Source organism: Scatolibacter rhodanostii, assembly GCF_900197595.1.
GTDB lineage: Bacteria > Bacillota > Clostridia > Oscillospirales > Acutalibacteraceae > Scatolibacter > Scatolibacter rhodanostii.
Map to the genome: position 1 here is coordinate 926,932 of NZ_FZLO01000001.1, position 21,271 is coordinate 948,202.

General features: G+C 38.4%; 21 protein-coding genes. 9 read left to right on the forward strand and 12 right to left on the reverse strand.

Annotated features, from left to right (window positions below; genetic code table 11):
• Position 1 precedes the first annotated feature (1 nt).
• Genes CS931_RS04210 through CS931_RS04220 form a run of 3 tightly spaced genes read right to left on the reverse strand, consistent with a single transcriptional unit; the run spans position 2 to position 2,016 of the window.
• Positions 2–1,042, reverse strand: a complete 1,041-nt coding sequence (locus CS931_RS04210; protein WP_242964894.1) for a protein arginine kinase — start codon at positions 1,040–1,042, stop codon at positions 2–4.
• Complete coding sequence (locus CS931_RS04215; RefSeq protein ID WP_099204484.1) at positions 1,035–1,550, reverse strand: UvrB/UvrC motif-containing protein; 516 nt, start codon at positions 1,548–1,550, stop codon at positions 1,035–1,037. The genes CS931_RS04210 and CS931_RS04215 overlap by 8 nt, the downstream gene beginning before the upstream one ends.
• 13 nt (positions 1,551–1,563) lie before the next feature.
• Positions 1,564–2,016, reverse strand: coding sequence for a CtsR family transcriptional regulator (locus tag CS931_RS04220; protein ID WP_099204485.1), 453 nt, complete (start codon positions 2,014–2,016; stop codon positions 1,564–1,566).
• Between the two features lie 172 nt (positions 2,017–2,188).
• On the opposite strand from CS931_RS04220, the gene CS931_RS13040 reads away from it, so the two are divergent.
• Together CS931_RS13040 and CS931_RS13045 are read left to right on the forward strand one after the other, a co-directional pair.
• Positions 2,189–2,317, forward strand: coding sequence for a hypothetical protein (locus tag CS931_RS13040; RefSeq protein WP_278277650.1), 129 nt, complete (start codon positions 2,189–2,191; stop codon positions 2,315–2,317).
• 358 nt (positions 2,318–2,675) lie between these two features.
• Positions 2,676–2,801 carry a hypothetical protein gene (locus CS931_RS13045; RefSeq protein WP_278277651.1) on the forward strand — a complete coding sequence of 42 codons (126 nt, stop codon included), beginning with the start codon at positions 2,676–2,678 and terminating at the stop codon, positions 2,799–2,801.
• A 201-nt stretch (positions 2,802–3,002) separates the two neighbouring features.
• Here the strand turns inward: CS931_RS13045 and CS931_RS04225 are convergent, their stop codons facing one another.
• The 8 genes from CS931_RS04225 to CS931_RS04260 form a co-directional block, all read right to left on the reverse strand.
• Positions 3,003–4,814, reverse strand: coding sequence for a carbohydrate-binding domain-containing protein (locus CS931_RS04225; protein WP_099204486.1), 1,812 nt, complete (start codon positions 4,812–4,814; stop codon positions 3,003–3,005).
• A gap of 18 nt (positions 4,815–4,832) precedes the next feature.
• On the reverse strand, positions 4,833–5,498 hold the full coding sequence (locus tag CS931_RS04230) for a DUF4956 domain-containing protein (protein WP_099204487.1): 666 nt from the start codon (positions 5,496–5,498) through the stop codon (positions 4,833–4,835).
• Positions 5,491–6,222: a polyphosphate polymerase domain-containing protein gene (locus CS931_RS04235; RefSeq protein ID WP_099204488.1), complete on the reverse strand. Its 732-nt coding sequence runs from the start codon at positions 6,220–6,222 to the stop codon at positions 5,491–5,493. The genes CS931_RS04230 and CS931_RS04235 overlap by 8 nt, the downstream gene beginning before the upstream one ends.
• A gap of 193 nt (positions 6,223–6,415) precedes the next feature.
• Complete coding sequence (locus CS931_RS04240) at positions 6,416–7,657, reverse strand: sensor histidine kinase (protein WP_099204489.1); 1,242 nt, start codon at positions 7,655–7,657, stop codon at positions 6,416–6,418.
• Complete coding sequence (locus CS931_RS04245; RefSeq protein WP_099204490.1) at positions 7,654–8,340, reverse strand: response regulator transcription factor; 687 nt, start codon at positions 8,338–8,340, stop codon at positions 7,654–7,656. Before CS931_RS04245 ends, CS931_RS04240 begins: the two co-directional genes overlap by 4 nt.
• Positions 8,341–8,575: 235 nt before the next feature.
• The gene (locus CS931_RS04250; RefSeq protein WP_099204491.1) at positions 8,576–10,234 is read right to left on the reverse strand and encodes an FAD-dependent oxidoreductase; all 1,659 of its coding nucleotides are present in this window, start codon (positions 10,232–10,234) and stop codon (positions 8,576–8,578) included.
• Between the two features lie 4 nt (positions 10,235–10,238).
• Entirely contained in the window at positions 10,239–10,565 is a 327-nt protein-coding gene (locus CS931_RS04255; RefSeq protein ID WP_099204492.1) for a rhodanese-like domain-containing protein, read from the reverse strand.
• A 272-nt stretch (positions 10,566–10,837) separates the two neighbouring features.
• Positions 10,838–11,296: an 8-oxo-dGTP diphosphatase gene (locus CS931_RS04260; RefSeq protein ID WP_099204493.1), complete on the reverse strand. Its 459-nt coding sequence runs from the start codon at positions 11,294–11,296 to the stop codon at positions 10,838–10,840.
• A gap of 171 nt (positions 11,297–11,467) precedes the next feature.
• On the opposite strand from CS931_RS04260, the gene ybaK reads away from it, so the two are divergent.
• The 7 genes from ybaK (at position 11,468) to CS931_RS04295 (ending at position 20,618) form a co-directional block, all read left to right on the forward strand.
• A complete protein-coding gene (gene ybaK / locus CS931_RS04265) occupies positions 11,468–11,941 on the forward strand; it encodes a Cys-tRNA(Pro) deacylase (RefSeq protein WP_099204494.1) in 474 nt (157 codons plus the stop codon).
• A gap of 192 nt (positions 11,942–12,133) precedes the next feature.
• Positions 12,134–14,074, forward strand: coding sequence for an AraC family transcriptional regulator (locus CS931_RS04270; RefSeq protein ID WP_099204495.1), 1,941 nt, complete (start codon positions 12,134–12,136; stop codon positions 14,072–14,074).
• 225 nt (positions 14,075–14,299) lie between these two features.
• Entirely contained in the window at positions 14,300–14,764 is a 465-nt protein-coding gene (locus CS931_RS04275; RefSeq protein ID WP_099204496.1) for a MarR family winged helix-turn-helix transcriptional regulator, read from the forward strand.
• A 75-nt stretch (positions 14,765–14,839) separates the two neighbouring features.
• A complete protein-coding gene (locus CS931_RS04280; protein ID WP_099204497.1) occupies positions 14,840–17,071 on the forward strand; it encodes an ABC transporter ATP-binding protein in 2,232 nt (743 codons plus the stop codon).
• The gene (locus tag CS931_RS04285) at positions 17,068–18,966 is read left to right on the forward strand and encodes an ABC transporter ATP-binding protein (protein WP_099204498.1); all 1,899 of its coding nucleotides are present in this window, start codon (positions 17,068–17,070) and stop codon (positions 18,964–18,966) included. The genes CS931_RS04280 and CS931_RS04285 overlap by 4 nt, the downstream gene beginning before the upstream one ends.
• 173 nt (positions 18,967–19,139) lie before the next feature.
• Positions 19,140–20,033, forward strand: coding sequence for a diacylglycerol/lipid kinase family protein (locus CS931_RS04290; RefSeq protein WP_099204499.1), 894 nt, complete (start codon positions 19,140–19,142; stop codon positions 20,031–20,033).
• Between the two features lie 45 nt (positions 20,034–20,078).
• A complete protein-coding gene (locus tag CS931_RS04295; RefSeq protein WP_099204500.1) occupies positions 20,079–20,618 on the forward strand; it encodes a nitroreductase family protein in 540 nt (179 codons plus the stop codon).
• Positions 20,619–20,781: 163 nt separating this feature from the next.
• Here CS931_RS04295 and leuD read toward each other — a convergent pair whose 3' ends face one another.
• Entirely contained in the window at positions 20,782–21,270 is a 489-nt protein-coding gene (leuD, locus tag CS931_RS04300; protein ID WP_099204501.1) for a 3-isopropylmalate dehydratase small subunit, read from the reverse strand.
• Position 21,271: the final 1 nt, after the last annotated feature.

Consider the following 21,271-nt stretch of genomic DNA (forward strand, 5'->3'; position numbering starts at 1 on the left):
TTCACTCCTTTACATTTTCACACTTACTGCGAACAATTTTCGCACGTTCAATATCTCTTTCCTGTGATGTCAAATCTTTTCCGATTTTGGTAAGTAAAGTTGCCGGCTGCACACTAACCCACAAATCGTTAACATCTTCTATGTTGATACCTGTCAGCAAATTCGCCGCTACACCCATTCTTACATAAGATAGACAATTCAGGCATTCTTGGTTACTAATCATTTTGGCACTTTTTAAGATACCTGCTGAACGGCTGATTTTGTCTTGCATCATTAAATTATCTGCCGCTTTGCCTCTTAAATTTCTTTCTTCTGTTATCAGCTGATTGGCAATAGATTGCAGATTCTCTATGGCTTCCTTTTCACTAAGTCCAAGTGTAATTCGATTGGAAAGCTGATACATACCCCCAGTAACCTGTGTACCTTCTCCATAAGAACCCCGAATGGTAATTCCTAATTTGGAGAGGTTACCTGACAGCCGCTGCATCGCACCAAATTCTGTCAGTACAGGTAGATGAAGCATTAAAGAAGCACGCATTCCTGTTCCCAAATTGGTCGGACAATGTGTCAGATATCCCAATTGGTCATCAAAAGCAAAAGTCAGTCTTTCAGAAAGCAAGGTGTCAATTTTGTCTGCCATTTCATAGGCTTCATGCAGGGCCAACCCTTCACGAATGACCTGAATACGGATATGATCTTCTTCGTTGACCATAATGGATATGCTTTCATCATGAGAAAGTATAATCTCTCGACCCTCTATGTTTGAAATAAATTCAGGACTGACTACGTGGCGTTCTACCAGCGAAACAAGTTCTTCCTGTTTCATGTTTTCAAGCGGAATAGCAGAGAAAGTATCTTTCATCAAGCTACTGCCTGACAAGACTGCCTCTTTCACTTTTTCGGCAATTTCTTTTTTCTGTGCTATCGTGTTTTTAGCCGCAAAAGGGTAATCTTTTAAATTTCGTGCCAAACGAATTCTTGTGCTGCAAACAACATCACTCTCTGCACCGGCTTTTTCATACCATTTCATCACCTTATCCATTCTGCTCAATCTCCTTTATTTCATCTCGCAGAACCGCGGCTCTTTCAAAATCTTGCTCTTCAATTGCTTTTTTTAGTTTCAATTTTTTGGCATCTAGTATGCCCGTTTCAGAAACAACCATTTGTCGATTCGGTTCAGGAATACGAAGTGCAGAACCTCCTGGTCTTTTGCCTTTATGTTTTGCTTCTCCATGTATTCTCTGAATCATTGGCAAAAGCTCCTCGCGGAACTTATCATAGCAGTGAGCGCAGCCGATTTTTCCTTTTGCTGTAATGTCGGCAAAACTGGAGCCACAATGTTCGCACCGCTCAATCTGATGTGGGTTGGAAAGCCCCCCTAAAAAACCACCTAAAAGATTGCCGAAATCATTTTCAAAGTTAACGAAAACATTTCCATATCCTTTTTCTTTGGCACAATCTGCACAGAGATAATATTCTGCCAGTTGACCATTCACAATTGTTTTTATATGCACAGTAGCATTTTTCTCTTTACATTCTTGACAAATCATTGAGATTACCTCCCTATTCTTTCGTCGCCAACAGAGTAGTTTTAAAAATAGACGCCCGCACCTCATCACGCCACTCTTTCGGTAGCGGTGAAAGTGCCCTGTCACTAATGGCTGCTTTGATAAGGCCGCCCTCTTCCGCTGTAACCAGTTGATTTTGATAGAGATTATCTATCATAGCACGAGCCGTACCAGCATCTAGGCGATCTCCTATTGAATTAATTATATGCATAACAAAGTCAGATTTGCACAAACGCCGTCTTGAAATCCGAATGTATCCGCCACCACCTCGTCTGCTTTCCACACTATATCCTTGCTCTGGTGTAAAGCGTGACGTGATAACATAGTTAATCTGACTTGGCACACAACCAAACTGATTGGCTAAATCATTTCGCTGAATTTCAGCAATACCATCTGCTTCATTTAACAACTCATTAATATATTGCGCCAAAATGTCACTCATCCTCATTTGATTAATCCTCCTTTTTAAAGTTAAATTTGACTTTGACTTTCTTTGACTTTTATTATATCTTCTCAAAATTTAGCTGTCAAGACTTTTTTTAGATTTTTTTTAATTTTGATGAACACTTTTTTTGTTTTCCCATAAGATAGAGTGTAATTCAAAAAGGAGGCAATACATTATGTGTAATAACAACAACATGCTTTTAATTCTTGTTCTTCTTCTGTTCTGCGGTGGTTTCGGTAATAGCTGTGGATGCAATAACGGCTGTGGCAACAACAACTGTGGATGCAACGATTGCGGCTGCTGATCAAAAAAAATTCTGAGATAAGACGCAAGTCAGTTGTAAGTTCTGCATGCAGGGGCGGCACTGAAAAGTGCCGCTTTTCCTTTTTAGAATTGAAAAACCAAATTCATATCCGACTATTTAAAAATTAATCGTACTACCTGCGTGGTAGAAATTTTTTCAAGCCGATAATCCATTTTGAATATTCCAACTCGTTAAAACGATTTTAACACTACTGCTTAGAAATGGCTGGTGCCGCGTGCGGCAGGAAGGCTTTTCAAGCCGACAATCCATTTCTGAATGTTTCAACTCGTTGAAACGATTTTAACACATTTACTTCTCTGACATATAATATGATATCACTGAAAAGGAGGCACTTTATATGTTTGGTAATAATTGGCTTATCCTTATTTTACTGCTTTGCGGCGGCTTCGGCAACAACTGCGGCGGCTGTGGATGCAACTCTAACAACAACTGCAACAACAATTGTGGATGCAATAGATGCTAATCAAAATGATTCAATTTGGTAGCAAAATATCAAAATAGGTATGTCTATTGCTTCAATTCATAGCATCACCTTAATAGCATTAGTCTAATGCTGGCTAAACAGAAAAAACATGCCCTGGCTAAACAATAGTCAAGACATGTTTTTTCTTTGTTGTCTAATCCACAGTTTATCTGCGTCTATTACTTGTAGAGAATGATTGTTTTATCTTGTTGGCTGTGCCCCAGACTGGCGACCCATTCCTTGCTGCCCGTTACTTGTTACTACAGACGAAAGCGTAACTTCATTTGTTTGCTCTCCGCTGACTAATGTATAAACAGCATCTTTTGTCAACTCAGGTGCGCTGATTACCACAGACTGATAGTCTTTGGTCGGTGTAAAAGATACCACTACTGCGCCGGTTGAATCTTTTAAGATAACCTCTGTCCCGGCTGTGCTAACTGAACTTAAACTATATAATAAAGAATATTGCGTTGAACTATCTGAAAAACCTTGTGCCATACCCGAACTGCCTGCAACAAGCACTTTACCTCCTGTAACTTCTGCTGTGCCGTTATAATCTAAAGCACCGTCAGCGCCACTAGTAGGACCGTTAACAGATAAAGTGCCTCCCGTAACATACAAGTTGCCATTGCTGTCAATGCCATCACCTGATGCATCAACGGTTGTGTTTCCACCAGCAATTAAGATATAGCAGTTGGTATCAACCTCATCCATTCCCCCGCCAAATCCGTTTCCAAAATTACCGAAATTTTGTCTTTCTTCACCGTCGTTCTCCGGCATCGTTCCATCGGGAACAAAATCACCGTCTTCAAAATTAGGTCTTTCGCCCGAGGGCGGTTCAGGCATTTCTCCACCATTTTCGTCTATGCCACCCGTCCCCCACGGAGGATTGTCCCCTTCTTCTATAACAGTGCTGCTATCAGAGATTGTTCCGGCTTCCTGATTCCCAACAGGTTGCTGATTCTCACCTTGCTCAAAAGGATTCATTCCTTCGACACCCATGGCTTGCTCTGTTGTATCATCATTGCTTCCTCTTGCCGCATTGATTCCATCATCTGCCGCCTTAATATCAATTGTTCCATTTTCTACGATAACAGCTGTACCCTCAAGACCCTCTTCACATTTTGGTATTGTAATCGTACCACCCGCAATATAGACATATCCCTTGGTCGTATCATCGGCATTTTTTGACTGGATACCATTGCCTGTTTCAGCACTCAAGTTTAGAATACCATCTTTTATCTTGACAGCATCTTTGCCATTAATCGCATCTTTAACTGCTGTAATAGTATAGGTCCCTCCGGTAATCACAATATCATCTTTCGATACAATCCCGTGCTTATAGGAGCCTGTTATATTCAGCGTTCCTTTTCCGTTAAAGGTGACATCTGCTTTACTGAATATTACACCGTCTATGTTGTTGTCATCTGTTTGTACATATTCTGTACCGTCAGTAAAAGTATTCACTGAACCTTCTTTTAGCGTGATAAATACTTTATCAGCACTCTTGATATAGAGAGGTGCAGACGTTTCTGCATGAAGGGTAACACCATCTAAAACCAGTTGTACTTTTTCAGTATCTGCCACATCAATGACAATCTGGCCATCGCTTAGTGTGCCGCTGATCACATAAGTACCCTCACTGCTGATGGTCACTACATTCCCACTAACGGCCGCCCCATTGCCACTCACTGTTGTCGCATTATCTGCTAAAACGACGGATGTCGCTGTGCTTTCCTCATAACCGATTTCTAAATCTCTTGCCGTAAATTCTGTATCTACTACTATTTCAGATTCAACCCCGAGAGTGGTGAGTAAAGCACTTATTGCACTCGTGCTTTCTGTCTCAGAGGAGACTCCTGTTTCTGAAATCGTTGTACTTGCTGTTTCTGTATCTATCTTACTACTTTGATTACCGCTTTCTACTGTAGTTGTAGCCGATTGATTACTGCACCCAGTGACAGACATAATAAGTATTGTCCAAGCCAATAAAGAGCAAATTATTTTTTTCATCTGATTATTTCCTTTCTGCTATAGCTCTTCTGTACCAAAAGCTACTTTTGCCAGTGTTATTTCAAGATTCCCATTACGGCAGCGCAGCTCGTCCATAAATTCTTTTGCTTGCGCTGAATCTTTTAATCCGATACGATAATTCAATTTATAAAGACTGCCCATGTTGGCTGTTTTGACCATAATTAATTCTGCTTTTGTCGTATACTTTGCAAACAGATCATCAAATATGCCCATATAATCTAAGCTTTCAGGAATCGTGATATTTAAATCTCTATCGATGCGTTTTGGTTCACCGAATTTAGTTTTATTGTAGATGAAATTGAGCCCCACAATCAGAACCGTGAATATCACTGCCACTGCTAAATAACCAGTGCCGGCTGCAAGACCAATGGCCATGGCCATGAATATACTGGTAATTTCTTTGGCGTTTCCCGGAATAGAGCGAAAACGAACCAAACTGAAAGCTCCCATAACCGCCACGCCTGTTCCCAAATTGCCATTCACTAACATAATAACCATTTGTACAATGACAGGCAGCAATGCTATTGTTAAAACAAAACCTTTACTGCTATCATTACATTTGCTATGTGCCCATGCTACAACTGCCCCCAAAATAACGGAGCAAGCCATACAAAATAAAAAGATTTCTATCGTTAGCGTTCCTGTCAAAATTGAATTAAGCATATTTTCTTTCTCCTAATTTCTTATTTCTTTCTTGTTCTGCCATTTGTTGATACCCATTTCCATACTTAGAAAATGATATAGGGAAAATTTGCAGTTCATCTAATATATGTGAGAGCCAAAGCGGCATGGCCCCCGGAATTTTCACTTCCATCAATCGGCTGCCTTCTGGCAATAAGGGGCTGCCAAATGCTCCTGATTCTAACCACAGTTCTTCTTCTCTCCAAAGAATGTTACTGTCAAAGGTCACGCGTACCTCAGAATCTTCAAGACCATACATGGCTACTCTTTCGTAAGAAATGTACATAGCAGGAACCAAGTCTCTGTAAAAGCGTAGAAACCAATCAATTTCACCTGTAATTTGCGTTTTATCCAGAAGGGGTTTCCGTTTATAGAGATACTCTTCGGCTTGCAGCAGTTCAAACTTCTCTCTTCTTTTATAAACAACACCTTTGAATTTCTTCTTTACTTCTACAAACACAGTGTCTCCTTGTGTCGGTGTGCCATAGCTGCGGAGTCTTAGTTTTTCTTTATAAACCGGTTTTTCCATTGATGTGCGAATCAACTGAAAATTCGGTGTATCAAAATAGATATTACAGATTGTTGTTTGCCCATAATCATCCACTTTAAGTCTATCTTTTAATTGCTCTCGCAACAGCCAATACTTTGCTTCGCTTAATAAATACTTTTTTTCATATCTTTTGAACGTTCCTTGAAATTGGCTCATCGTGCATTTCCTCCTCTTTTTGTTTTACTAAGGTCATTGTAAACGGCTAACTTAAAATTAACTTTAAATTATCAGGTTTTTTACTTTAAATTGAAAAATAAGTAAATAGGTCGCATAAAGCTTTCCTAAAAAAGAAACAGCATGGTATCAATAACCATGCTGTTTCTCTTTATTGCTTCACTTTAACGGTACCTTACCCTATCACGACCTGAAACCAAATACCATTTTCTTCATGCCTTGCTTCTATCTTTCCATGATGTGCTTCTACAATTGATTTTGCTATAGAAAGCCCAATTCCATAGCCCCCTGTATCTCTTGAACGAGAAAAATCCGCGCGATAAAATCGGTCAAACAGTTTCTCCAAGTTTTCTTTCGACAACGCTTCTTGATCTAAATCTGTTGTGTTAAACACTTCCAATTTAATTCCCTTTTTATGACGCATGAGGTTTATTTTGATAGTTCCCTTATCGTTAGAATATTTGAGTGCATTATCAACCAGTGTTGAAACCAGTTGTTGAATACTACTTTCATCGCCCACAATCTGCAAGTTTTCTTGTATTTCCGTCACAAAAGTTTTATTTTGCATTTCAGCTACTGCCTTAAAAGAAAGTGCTGTCTCTTCTACACATTCGCTGATGTCAAACGATGTGAAAGTGAGCTTTCCGCTGCCTTCATCCATTTTAGAAAGCATCAGTAGGTTCTGAACCAGTTTGTCCAATCGAACAATTTGATTTCTAATACTTGTAATCCATTCATTTTTTTCATTGGTAAGTTCTAAAACATCGGCATTGGCAGAAATAATGGCGAGCGGTGTTTTAATTTCATGCCCTGCATCGGTGATAAATTGCCTTTGCTTTTCTAAACTTTTTGCAATAGGAGCAATTGCTCTTTTTGAAAATATCACAATTAATACAAACAGAAATGGTGTAATCCCAATCGCCACCACACTGGAAATTAGCAGGAATACCGTAGCAGACTGAATGTCTTTTCGGCTATCCATAAAAATGAGCATATAGCCGTCATCTTGCTCGACAACGGTATATTTGTAAATGCTTTTGAACCCAGTCGTTCTGCCACTTTGAAATATTTTCTCTGCATATTCCTTGGCATCAGAAGAAGAAACTGCTTGTATATGACTGGTATCAATTTCTTTTGTGTTTCCTTCTGAATCAAGATTCACGATGAAATATCGGGTTTCAAACGGAGTTTCTTCATTCAACTGAAAGCCAAATTCGCCCTTCTCCCTGGGTGGTTTTCCTTTTTCAAATTCAGGAAACGCCCCTTCATGCTGAGATAAAATTCTAAGAACATCTTCAAGTCTATGATTCATTTGATAAATATTGATTATGTTAATCGCGCTAATCAGCAAAAACAGAATAAAGAACACCGAAGCCGTCGTGATTCTAACAAATTTCTTTTGCAGTTTTTTAATCACAACTCTTCCTCCTCATGAAGCTCTAATTGATAGCCAACGCCTCTTACCGCTTTTATCTTTGCTTTTGCCCCGAGAGAATCAAGCTTTTTGCGCAGATAAGAGATATAGACCCACACCACATTAATTTCTGCCTGAGCATCATATCCCCAAATGCGCTCCATGAATTGCTCGGTTGAGATTAAATGTTTTGGATTTACCATGAGCATTTCTAACATTTGATATTCTTTATTCCCCAATCTAATAGATTCTGTTCCATTAGAAAGCTCATAACTCTCTTTATTTAATGAAATATTTCCAACTGAGATAATATTCGGGACAAATTCAGATTTTCTCCTACCCATCGCCCGAATTCTGGCTAACAGCTCTCCCATAGCAAACGGCTTGCTCAAATAATCATCTGCACCCAAATCTAACCCTTGTATGCGGTCTTCTATTTCAGATTTTGCTGTAAGCATAAGAATTGGTGTTTGCATTCCTTTTTCTCTTAGTTTTTGCAAAACCTCCAACCCATTCAGTTTAGGCATCATAATATCCAATATGATAATGTCATAGTTAGAGGATAGTCCGTAATCCAACGCATCTTCACCATGATAGACTGCATCTACTGAATAATTGTTGTGTTTCAAGATAGCCACTAATGCATTGGAAAGTTCCTTTTCATCTTCTGCTAATAATATCCTCATCTGGTATCTTTACCCTTTCAACTCAAGTTATCGTTCCTGTTTTATCATTTTAAATATCTATTTATTCATCATTATTTTACTATACAAACCTTAAATCTACTTAAATCATATTGACTCTTTATTTGTATTTTACTGATTATACACCGCTATTGCAACCTCGTCATACCAATAAATAATAATAATTCTGGCAAATAGAAAGCACCTCCTGTAAAACAGAAGGTGCCTTTTTATTCTATTAGTATTGCAAATCACTGGTAACAGTATCATAAAAGCTATAACCACCGGCTAAGTTGAAGCAGCGAAAGCCTTTTTGTGACAATATTCGGCAAGCAACATAACTACGTAATCCGCTTTGGCAATGCACATAAATTGTTTTTGATGAGTCCAATTCTTCTATTCTATTTCGCAAAAGATGAAGAGGTATATGCAGAGAACCTTCAATATGCCCCATTTGATATTCTTCCTCGGTACGAACATCTAGCAGCAATGCATTTTCATCATGAACAACACTATCAGCGTCATTCCAATGGAACTGTTCTACTTTTCCCTTTAATATATTCTCTATCATAAATCCTGCCATATTGACAGGATCTTTCGCAGAGGAAAAAGGCGGAGCATAGCACAATTCTAATTCAGTTAAATCAAAAGCTGTCATGCCAGCACGAATAGCCGTTGCTAACACATCAATCCGCTTCTCTGCTCCCTCAAAGCCAAGTGTTTGCGCCCCTAAAATCCGACCTGTTTCTTTTTCGAAAACTACTTTCATGGTTAAAGAAGAGGCACCAGGATAATAGGTTGCATGAGAGAAAGGATAAAGGCAAACTTTATCAAATGCTAGATTGCTTTCAGCAGCCTGTTTTTCATTTAGTCCTGTAGTGGCAATGGTTAAGTCAAACAATTTCAAAACAGATGAACCTTGTGTTCCGCTATACTTGCTTGTTAGGCCTGCAATGTGATCAGCAGCAATTCTGCCTTGTTTGTTAGCCGGCCCTGCTAGCGGCACATAAGATGGCAATTGGGTGACAAAATTGCGAACCTCAACCGCGTCGCCCACCGCATAGATATGAGGAGAAGAGGTTTGCATAAATTCATCAACTAAAATAGCACCTCGCTCATTCATAGCAAGTGATGCTGTTTTAGCAAGCTGCGTGTCTGGTCTTACCCCAATGGCAAGCAAAACAAGGTCGGTTTTAATCTCTCTGTCGTTGCTTAAATGTACGGTTAAATTACCTAGGTGAGATGAAAGGGATTTAACAGATTGCTTTAGATAGAGAGAAAGGCCTTTCTCTCGTAAATAATGATGAACGTGTGCTGCCATATCATAATCTAACGGCGCTAAAATATGATCAGAGGCTTCTACCAGTGATACGGAAAGACCTGCCTTAGTCAAATTCTCTGCCATTTCCAATCCAATGAATCCACCGCCAATGATAACCGCTGTTTTGGGAGAATGAGCTTCAATATAGTCATGAATGCGAAATGTATCAGGAATAGTACGCAAGGTGAATATTCTGTCATCCTCAATTTTTGCAAAAGCTGGGTACACCGGCTCAGCACCGGGCGAAAGAATAAGATTGTCATAGCTTTCTGTATAAATCGTGTCATCCATTAGATTATGAATGGTGACAACTTGTTTTTCTGCATCGATTAAAACAGCTTCATTCTCAATGCGTACGTCTACGGCGAATCGTGCGTTAAAACTTTGGGGTGTTTGCAGTGTCAAAGCCTTTTTGTCAGTGATTTCCCCGCCAATAAAATAAGGCAACCCACAGTTGGCATATGATATATATTTCCCTCGCTCCAACAAAATGATTTCTGCTTCTTCATCTAAACGTCTAAGCCGTGCTGCTGCAGAAGCTCCCCCTGCAACGCCTCCAATAATAATTGTTTTCATGGCATTAGCCCCTCTCTATCTTTCCCTTCCACTGTATAATACCACCAATGTTTGTCACATTACGGTATCCTATCTTCATTAGCTTTTCGCAAGCCTGCTGACTTCTGGCACCACTATGACAATAGACATAAATCTTGCTGTTCTTGTCGGCAACTTGTGATGTGATATTATCAATTTGATTGAGCGGTAAATTTTTGCTATTGGGAAGTCTTGCTTCGCGATACTCTTCTCTCGTGCGCACATCAAGTAAAACAATGGATGAATCTTCTGCTAACTTTTGAGCGGCTTGAATGCTAGGTAGAACCGGCACTGCTGTTTTAAATAGAAACATATTATCTCCTCCGATAAATAAAGTTAAGAATCATTTATTTAAATAATTATATTAGTAATTATTAATATACTAATATAATATGCAATTGTCAAGTCAAAATTGTAAAGATTTTAAAATAAAAATATATTTTGTTTTATCTTTCACTTATTTTTGGTGGCGCTTGTTGTCTTAATGTGTTTTGTCATAAAACCCAAGCCTTTGTTTTTTCAGGGAATCAAAAACAGGAATCTAAAATTAGATTCCTGTTTTTTGATTTTCTTTTATTATTTACGTTATCTTAGCACCCATTCAAACTGATTGGCCGTATCTAGCGGCTCGTAAATCATTTCGTTTAGATTTTCTTCATCGCATATTTTTAACATCTCAAAGAAACTGGTAGCTACTTTACACTCATGAAGCTTTTCACGCTCTACCCAAATCATTTCGCCTTCATCAGAAGACACTATTTCACCTTCAAATTCATTTGTCTTAAATAGCACAACGATATAACGTTCATTGTTCTCAATTTGAAATTGTTTAATTCCACAAATGCGAGGATTATGTATGGTCAGACCGGTTTCTTCAAAAACTTCTCTCTTAATTCCTACCACAAAAGACTCTTCTTTTTCAATATGCCCACCGGGGAAGGTAAGACCGCGCCAACTTGGTTTTACTCTGTCTTGCAACAAGATTTTGTTCTCTTGATAAATCATGCACGATGCTGTAACTGTTACCATTTCACTTCTAGACACATCCGTTCACTCCTCTTAAACATCCTAAGTTCTTTAAAATAATTCTATCATGTTCATGTTGCCAATGCAAATCAAATCTGAAATAAAGGACCTGTTCTTGACTCGCAATTTATATCGCTATATAATCAAAATATCGATCACAATTTTTTATATAAACAAAGGATATACACAATGGAATATAAAACCAATGTCATGAGATTGCTCGAAAAAAACAAGATTCCTTACCAACCACACAGTTATGCTGATACAGATGCTATCAGTGGAATTGAAGTAGCCAACATCTTAAACCAAAACCCCGAACAAGTTTTTAAGACACTTGTTACACGGGCACCTTCACGCAAATATTATGTTTTTATGGTACCGGTGGCCTCTGAGCTAGATTTAAAAAAAGCCGCCTCTTCTGTAAAAGAAAAGTCCATTGAAATGATAAAAGCCAAGGAACTCCTCCCTTTAACCGGTTATATTCATGGCGGCTGTTCACCAATCGGCATGAAAAAACAATTCCAAACTGTTATTGACTGTACAGCAGAAAATTTTGAAACCATTTTGTTCAGTGCCGGAAAAATTGGTTATCAAGTTGAAGCTAATTTAGAAAATCTTAAAGGTCTTTTTCCTTATTATTTTGCTGATGTGATTACACGCTAACAACTAAGAATTAAAACAGATACTGTCCTGATTTTATCACTCTATGTTTTTTAGCAAACCAAGATAGCCGCCTAACTGTCAAAAGCCAATTTCTGTATCTGCAAATTCTTTCTGTACAACCTCAAGCGATTATGCTATGATTTTATAGTTAGAATCATCTAACTACGATTTAACACTAAAGAGGTAAAACAGATGAACCCTGATCGTGAAAAAAGCTTTATATGGGAGGAGAATACCCTAAATGACAACATCAGACTTTGGAATATGGCCTCTATTTCTCTTTTTGATATCCGCCACGATTTAATCTCCCCTCATAATGCATTAACCAATTATCGTATGCCTACCAGCGCCTTTATCTATACATCAGGAAAAGATGCCAAGATAACATTAGGGAATACCCCTTATCATATGCAGCATTATGGTGTATTTCATAGCGGAAAAGGAAGCCACCTTTCAATTGAACCCACAAAGGATTGGCTAGAATACTATATTATTTTTTACAGAGCAGGCGAACCTACTTTCCATAAACGCGAATTTGAGACCCTTTTAAAATTCACGAATCCTTTCTGTCAACAATTTGGTTTCACACCTCAAAACCCACTTTTCTTTGCCTATGAATTACAAAAAATATATGAGCATTGGAAATTATCGGATTCATTGAACCTATTTTACAGTAAATCTGCATTTTATCAGCTTGTCTATCAAGTTTATGAGGAAATTCATAAAGGCCATATACAAGTTTTCGAACCCGATATCATCGCAATTGCTCAAGATTATCTGGACAAACATTATCGTGAACCTATTTCTATTCAAGAAATGTGCCGCTTATTAGACATCAGCTACAGTCATTTTCATCGCACTTTCAAGCAAAAAAATCATAAAAGCCCACAAGAATATCTCATCACCGCGCGTTTGAATGCGGCGAAAGATTTTTTGCAAAATAGCAATGCTAAGCTTCACGAAATTTCAGCTTATTGTGGTTTTCCCGACGAATCAAACTTTTATCGATTGTTTGTCAAAAACGTAGGCATGGCCCCCGGTGTATTTCGAGAGAAATCACAGTTAGGCATGAGAGATAATGCAATTGCAACAAAGACTCCTTTTCTTTATAATGAACAAAGTTCAGTTAGTTTGAGCAAACCCAAAGAAGAAGGAGCCTTCCCCATGTTTAAATTATTAAAAAACAAAGCTGTTTTGGCATCTGCTATGTCGCTTGTTCTGATGCTTTCTGCTTGTGCACCGGCAGCTAACACAAACAATTCTGAATCCACCCCTAGTTCTTCTGTCAGCAGTCAAGCTTCCGAAATTGCTTCTGAAGCACCCGACAGCAGCGAAACCAGAACCATTAGCACCATAAAAGGTGATGTAGAAGTTCCCGCCAATCCTCAGCGAGTTATCGCTACCTATGGCATGGGAGATGTGATTGCTCTTGGCATTACCCCGGTAGCCACCTACGACGCAGCCGGCTCTGCTTATGCAGAAAAAGTAGCAAGCCTCCCCGTTTGGAATGAGTTTGAGTCAGAGGAAATCATGTCTTATGAGCCTGACTTAATTCTAGTCATTAGTGATAAAGAATATGACGAAGCATCCAAAATTGCACCCACTGTTTTTGTTCCTTTTACTGAACTTTCTATGGACGAAAGAATTGCCTTTTTAGGAGAAATTCTGAATAAAGAAGACGAAGCAAAAAAATTGCTGGCCGATTTTAATGAAAAAATTACCAGCTCAAAAAAACAGCTTGAAGAAAAAGGTATTCTCTCTAAAACATTTAGTATCTTTGAGAGCAGCAGCAACGGAAGTATCTGGGTATTTGGTGATAAATGGGGACGCGGTGGCGACTTAGTATATAGTCATCTAGGCTTATCTGCTCCTAAAGTTATTGAAGACGAAATTATTGCTGCAGACCAGTATCGCGAGTTATCTATGGAAGTCGTAGGTGATTATGCTGGTGATTATATCATTTTTAGCGGTGAGTTGGGCGATTTAGAAACCAACCCTGTTTGGAACTCAATCCCTGCTGTTGAAGCAGGACATATTATTCCCATCGATTTCACGCTTTTCTATGATATTGATATCTACTCTTCAAATGTGCAGTTAGATTATTTAATGGACGCACTTATGAAAATCGGATAATAAATTATACATACGAGAAAAAACAAAAAACCTTGCCGGTTATTGGCAAGGTTTTTTGTTTTTTCTCTAACTAAATAATTCTACGTATTCATATTTAGTTTTAAAAGAATTAACAAACTTCTCGTTGTATTTATAGCTTTTAAGGGATATACTATTAAGCACTTAACTATTTATGTAATTTTATATCGTATAAAATTATTGCCAATGTGCTGAAAGGACAACAGCATGAATGATAATTTAATCGACCAATATATAAAGGCTCTATTTCGCTTTAGAAAATCGGGACTTGGCTTTCCTAAAATACCTACTATCAATATGACCGAATTTATGATTATGGAAAAAATCAGTCATACGGATTTTAATCACGCAGAGGGCAGTCCTATTGCAGACATTCAAGACTGCCTGCACATTACAAAACCAGCTATTTCACAGGTATTTACTTCTCTTGAAAAAAGAGAGTTTATTATCAGAGAAATTGATAAAACAAATCGCCGAAGAATTAAAATTAGCCTCACAGAGGAAGGTAAGCAAAATCTTAAAATAGCAAAGAAAATGGTTTCTCAAACACTACAAAAACTTTTTTCTAGTTTTGGAGAAGAAAAGACATGGCAGCTCATCTCCCTTTTGCAAGAATTATCTGATATTTCGGATACTGTCAGGGACGAAATGATATCTGATAATTCTTCATAACAAGTCGTATGAGACATTCTATTATTTTGACACAATAGTCGCAAGATGGCGATTTTCTGAAAGGGGCATATCAATTTGATTAAACTGCGAAAGTATCTAAAACCCTTCTTTACCGGGTTAGTAATAACCATAGCCTTATTATTTCTACAGGCTCTCAGTGAACTAAATTTGCCGAATCTAATGTCTGATATCGTCAATGTGGGCATTCAGCAGAGTGGTATTGAAAACGCTGCACCCGATGCTATCAGCGAAACTGGCATGAATTTTATAACCACCTTTATGGACGAAAACGAACGAGAGATGGTTGAAAGTCATTATACCCTAGTCAGCAATACCGATAAAAATCAAAACGGAAAGCTGTATCAGCAAATTTATCCAAACTCTGAATCCAACTTGTACATCAAGAATGAAATCAATGAAGAAGTCAGCAATCAGCTTAACCGCACCTTTGGTTTGTCTACCTGGACATTCATTAATGCCATGAAAGAAGTTGCTGAACAATCTGGTCAAACTAATTTGACAAGTTCATCCGATATTCATGATATTGATATGAAAGATTTATATAAAACCTTACCCCTTTTTGAAATGATGTCTGAAGATACCATGAAAGCAGCACATGACAACGCTTTATCCAATGACGATTCTATGCTAATGCAAAGTGGAATCGCCTTTGCAAAATCTTTTTACCGCGAGCTTGGCACTGACTTAAATCATGTGCAAACTAGCTATATTGTCAAAATCGGTCTTTTTATGTTACTAATTGCTCTACTGGGCGGCGTAGCTAACGTTTTAGTCAATCTGTTTTCCTCTAAAATTGCTGCCGGTGTTTCTCGTAATTTGCGTAAAGACGTATTCGAAAAAATTGAAAACTTTAGCAATAATGAATTTGACAAGTTTTCAACCGCCTCTCTGATTACGAGATGCACCAACGATATCACACAGATACAGCAATTGTTGATTATGGGCATTCGAATGATTTGTTATGCCCCCATCATGGGTATTGGCGGCATTATCATGGCTATCAGCAAAACCGCTTCCCTCAGTTGGATTATCGCCATCGCCGTGGTTGTCATTTTGGGTATCATCATGATTATCATGTCAATTGCTTTGCCGAAATTTAAGCTGATTCAAAAATTGGTTGATAAACTGAATCTTGTGTCTCGTGAAAACCTCAGCGGACTCATGGTCGTGCGTGCTTTTGGCACACAGGCACATGAACAAAACCGGTTTGACCAAGCCAATACTGACTTAACTAAAACCAATCTTTTTGTCAACCGTGTCATGGTATTTATGATGCCTGTTATGACTCTGATTATGAATGGCTTAACTTTGCTGATTGTTTGGAGTGGCGGACATCAAATTGCTGATTCAACCATGCAAATTGGTGACATGATGGCCTTTATGCAATATGCCATGCAAGTAATCATGTCTTTTATTATGATTTCTGTCATGTTTATTATGGTACCACGTGCGGCAGTGTCTGCTTCACGTATTGCTGAAGTTCTTGAAACAGAGCTAACTATCACAGACCCCAAAAATCCAAAACCTTTTTTAGCTAGCAAAAAGGGCTTTGTAGAATTCAAAGATATTTCTTTCCGCTATCAAGGTGCCGACGAAGACGCTCTTAGTCATATTAACTTTACCGCCAAACCGGGCGAAACCACTGCTATTATAGGCTCAACCGGTTCGGGAAAATCAACAATAGCCAATTTGCTACTGCGTTTTTATGACGTTACAGAAGGTGAAATTTTAGTAGACGGTGTTGACATTCGTGAGGTGAAACAAAAAGATTTACGTGATATAATTGGTTATGTACCACAAAAAGGGATTCTACTTTCGGGAACAATAGAGTCCAATCTAAAATACGGCAACAAAGAAGCCTCTGCTGATGAAATTAGAACGGCTGCCACTGTAGCACAGGCGATAGATTTTATCACAGAAAAAGACGACCAGTTCAATTCTCCTATTTCACAAGGCGGCACTAATGTTTCAGGCGGACAAAAGCAGCGATTGTCAATTGCCAGAGCACTTGCCAAAAAGCCGGAAATCTTTGTGTTTGATGACAGCTTTTCAGCACTGGATTTTAAAACAGATGCCACGCTAAGAAAGGCATTGAAAGAACACACCAGTGACAGTACATTGATTGTTGTTGCGCAACGAGTTGGTACTATCATGCATGCAGAACAGATTATTGTACTAGATGAAGGCAAAATTGCAGGCATAGGCACACACCAAGAACTTTTAAGAAGCTGTACTGCTTATTATGAAATTGCTTCATCACAGCTGTCAAAGGAGGGATTGTCATGAGTAATCAACCAAGAAGTACTTCATCACCTCAACCACATGGTCCTCGAGGTGGGCCCGGTGGTCCAATTGGTCTTACTGGTCCTAAAGCAAAAGATTTTAAAGGCACAATCAAAAAACTAATTCAATATCTTGGTTCCTATAAATGGAGTATTCTATTTGTTTGGCTGTTGGCTATTATTTCAACTGTCTTTACCATCGTCGGCCCAAAAATTTTGGGCAACGCCACCAATGAGCTAGTCAATGGTTTTATGAACCAAATAGCAGGAACTGGCGGCATTGACTTTCAAAAAATAGGAGAAATCATTTTATTTCTTGCCGTTTTATATTTGGTTAGTGCTCTCTTTTCGTATTTCCAGGGTTATGTTATGTCTGGCATCACGATGAAAATCACTTATACCATGAGAAATGACATTAGTGCCAAAACACATAAACTGCCTTTAGGCTATTATGATAAAACGACTCACGGCGAGGTATTATCCCGCATCACAAATGATGTTGATACAATTAGTCAAACCCTAAATCAAAGTTTAACGCAGATCATCACCTCCATAACTAGTTTAATCGGCATTTTAATTATGATGCTCAGCATTAGCTGGCAAATGACCTTGGTAACTCTCTGTATTTTGCCTTTAACACTGATTATCACTATTTTCATTGTTCAGAAGTCTCAAAAACATTTCAAGAGTCAACAAGAATATTTGGGAAATGTAAATGGTCATGTTGAAGAAATGCTTAGCAGCCACATTATTGTAAAAGCCTTTAATGGAGAAGAAGATTCTACTAAAATTTTGGGCGAATACAATGATTCTCTCTATAATTCAGCCTGGAAAGCAAACTTTCTTTCCGGTCTTATGATGCCTATTATGACTTTTATAGGAAATATCGGTTACGTGGCTATTTGCATTATCGGAGGATTCTTTACCGCTAACGGTAAAATGACTATCGGCGGCATACAAGCTTTCATTCAATATGCACGCCAATTTAATCAGCCTATTTCTCAAATCGCCAATATTTCTAATGTATTTCAGCAAACAGCAGCGGCCGCTGAGCGTGTCTTTGAATTCTTAGGCGAACCTGAAGAAACACCTGAAGCCGCTCATGCACTTGTTGTCAACGAAGATAAAAAAGCTTCAAACCCTGCTGCATTTGTACCAATCGAGGGTAATGTTACCTTCCAAAATGTTGAATTTGGTTACAATCCGGATAAAGTTATTATCCATAATTTCAGTGCAGCCGTGAAAAGAGGACAAAAAATTGCTATTGTCGGCCCCACAGGCGCTGGAAAAACTACCATTGTGAAACTCTTGATGCGTTTTTACGATATCAATAAGGGCAGCATTATGATAGATGGCCATGATATCAAAGACTTTAAGCGTGACGAACTCCGCTCTCTCTTTGGAATGGTCTTGCAAGATACTTGGCTCTTTAATGGAACTATTCGGGAAAACATTCGTTATGGCAAACTAACTGCTACTGATGAAGAAGTAAAAGAAGCAGCCAAAGCTGCTCAGGTTGATCATTTCGTTCGTACCTTGCCTGATGGCTACAATATGATTTTAAATGAAGAAGCGAGCAATATTTCACAAGGGCAAAAACAATTGCTGACTATTGCAAGAGCTATTCTGGCCAATCCCAATATATTAATTTTGGATGAAGCGACTTCCAGTGTTGATACCCGTACAGAAATCTTAATTCAAAAGGCAATGGACAATTTGATGCGAGGCCGCACTAGTTTTATTATCGCACACCGCCTCTCTACCATTCGAAATGCCGATTTGATTCTTTGCATGAAAGATGGAGACATTGTAGAACAAGGTTCACATGATGATTTGATTGAAAAAGATGGATTCTATGCGAACCTATATAACAGTCAATTCGATACAGAAAGTGCTTAATTGCCACAAAACAATCAGTAAAAATGGCCGTGTACACAAAATGCGCTAATATCTTCGGGTTATTAATCGGCATATTTTTCTTACAAACAACACATTATTTTATAACGGAAAAATCATACGAAGCGCCGGTGTCTGCACTGCCATTTTGATTCGTTAAAAGAAAGGCCTTTTATATGGAGAAACAAAATACACTCTTGATTATAAATCCGATTGCTGGCAGAAAAAAAGCCAGAACAATCTTATATAAAGTTGTAGATTCACTTTGCCGAAATAATCATAAAATCACGATTTTCACTACTACTTCTAAAGGGGAAGCTACTCAAATTATCAGAGAATATGCTTCTGATATGCAAAAAATTATTTGCTGTGGCGGCGATGGGACTTTAAATGAAGTTCTAAGCGGGTTATCTAGAGAGAATCTCCAAATTCCAGTGGGTTATATTCCCACCGGCACAACAAACGATTTGGCTCACGCTCTTGGACTATCTGTCAATGTTAAAAAAGCAATTAATGTCACATTGGATGGCAATATTAGAAAACACGACATCGGTTCTTTCAATGAAAATCAATATTTTTCTTATATTGCCTCCTTTGGCGCTTTTACCAAAGTATCTTATACAACCCCGCAGTGGATAAAAAACCTGATTGGCCATACTGCTTATATTTTGTATGGAATCTTTAATTTAAATGACATTCATTCTCATCGAGTAAAGGTTGTCGCTGACGGCAACGAAATCAGCGGAGATTTCATTTTTGGCAGCGTTTCTAACTCTACCGTGATCGGAGGAATCGTTAAACTGGCAAAATCAGATATTCATTTTGATGACGGAAAATTTGAAGTCATGCTAATCAGAACTCCCAAAAATGCTAAAGAACTGAAAAAGATTATACAAGGTCTTGTGCACCGCCGCTACGACTCACGTCATGTCTATTTCTTTAAAGCAAGTGACCTCTCTTTTCATTTCGAGGAAAGCGTAAAATGGACAATAGATGGCGAATATGCCGGTACAGCAAACGAAGTGGAAATTAAAAATCATATGGGTCTAGCGCACATTATGGGGCCTTAACTATAATATAATCTTATATTTTCTTAGAAAAGAGGCAACTCTATTATGCTAGAGGCCATTAAAAACAGGAGAAGTACTCGCAAATATCAAAACAGAAAAGTGGAAAGAGAAAAGATAGAACAACTATTTGAAAGCGTCCGATTAGCTCCGTCGGGAAGCAATACTCAGCCGTGGCGCTTTATTGTCGTTGAATCTGCAGAGACAAAAGAAAAATTGACAGCTGCCGATAACCATCAAAAATGGATGTTGGCAGCCCCACTTTTCATTGTATGTGTAGCTGACTCTCAATGCCGCATGGGCAATCATGCAGTAATCAAACTCGATGAGAACAGTGCAAATCCAGAATTAAAACAAATTATTCGTGACACTGCCATTGCAATTGATCATTTACTCTTAGAGGCAGAAAACTTAGGATTGTCCACCTGTTGGACAGCGTGGTTTGAACAAAACGCGGTCAAACCTATCTTGCATATTCCAGAAGACAAATATGTCTGTGGTATCATTACGCTAGGATACGGTGATGAGATGCCTAAGCAACGTCCCAGAAAACCATTAAATGAAATCGTCCGATATGAAAAATGGTGAGAAATATTTGCCTATCAAAAAATACTTATCTTATAAAAGTGAAAGATTTTTGCTTTTTCTACTGCCTAATAAAAAAAGTTCTGTTAGAGAGATTTACTACTCTATCAGAACTTTTTTTATTTTCTCTACATTGAAGCTTCGTGAGAATCCCACTTTCTTTCACTTACTTCGCATTCATGATGGATTTAAGCAATCCACCGCTTGCAAAGATATTTTTCATGAAATCGGGAAAAGGTTGTGCTTGATAGGTTTTCCCTGATGTATGATTCGTAATCACGCCAGTGTCAAAGTCGACAGAAAGTTCATCGCCTGCCTTAGTTTCGGTTGCTGCTTCGGGACATTCTAAAATGGGGAATCCGATATTAATAGAATTCCGGTAGAATATACGAGCAAAAGAACAGGCAATAACACAAGACACACCTGAAGCCTGCAAAGCAATTGGTGCGTGCTCACGAGAAGAACCACAGCCAAAATTCTTTTCAGCTACAACAATATCACCTTGCTTGACATTTTTAACGAAGTCTTTGTCTATGTCTTCCATACAGTGCGCAGCCAGCTCACTATGAGAAGAGGTGTTCAGATAGCGAGCGGGAATAATAACATCTGTATCAACATTGTCAAAATATTTATGTACTCTGCCTTTTGGTTCCATC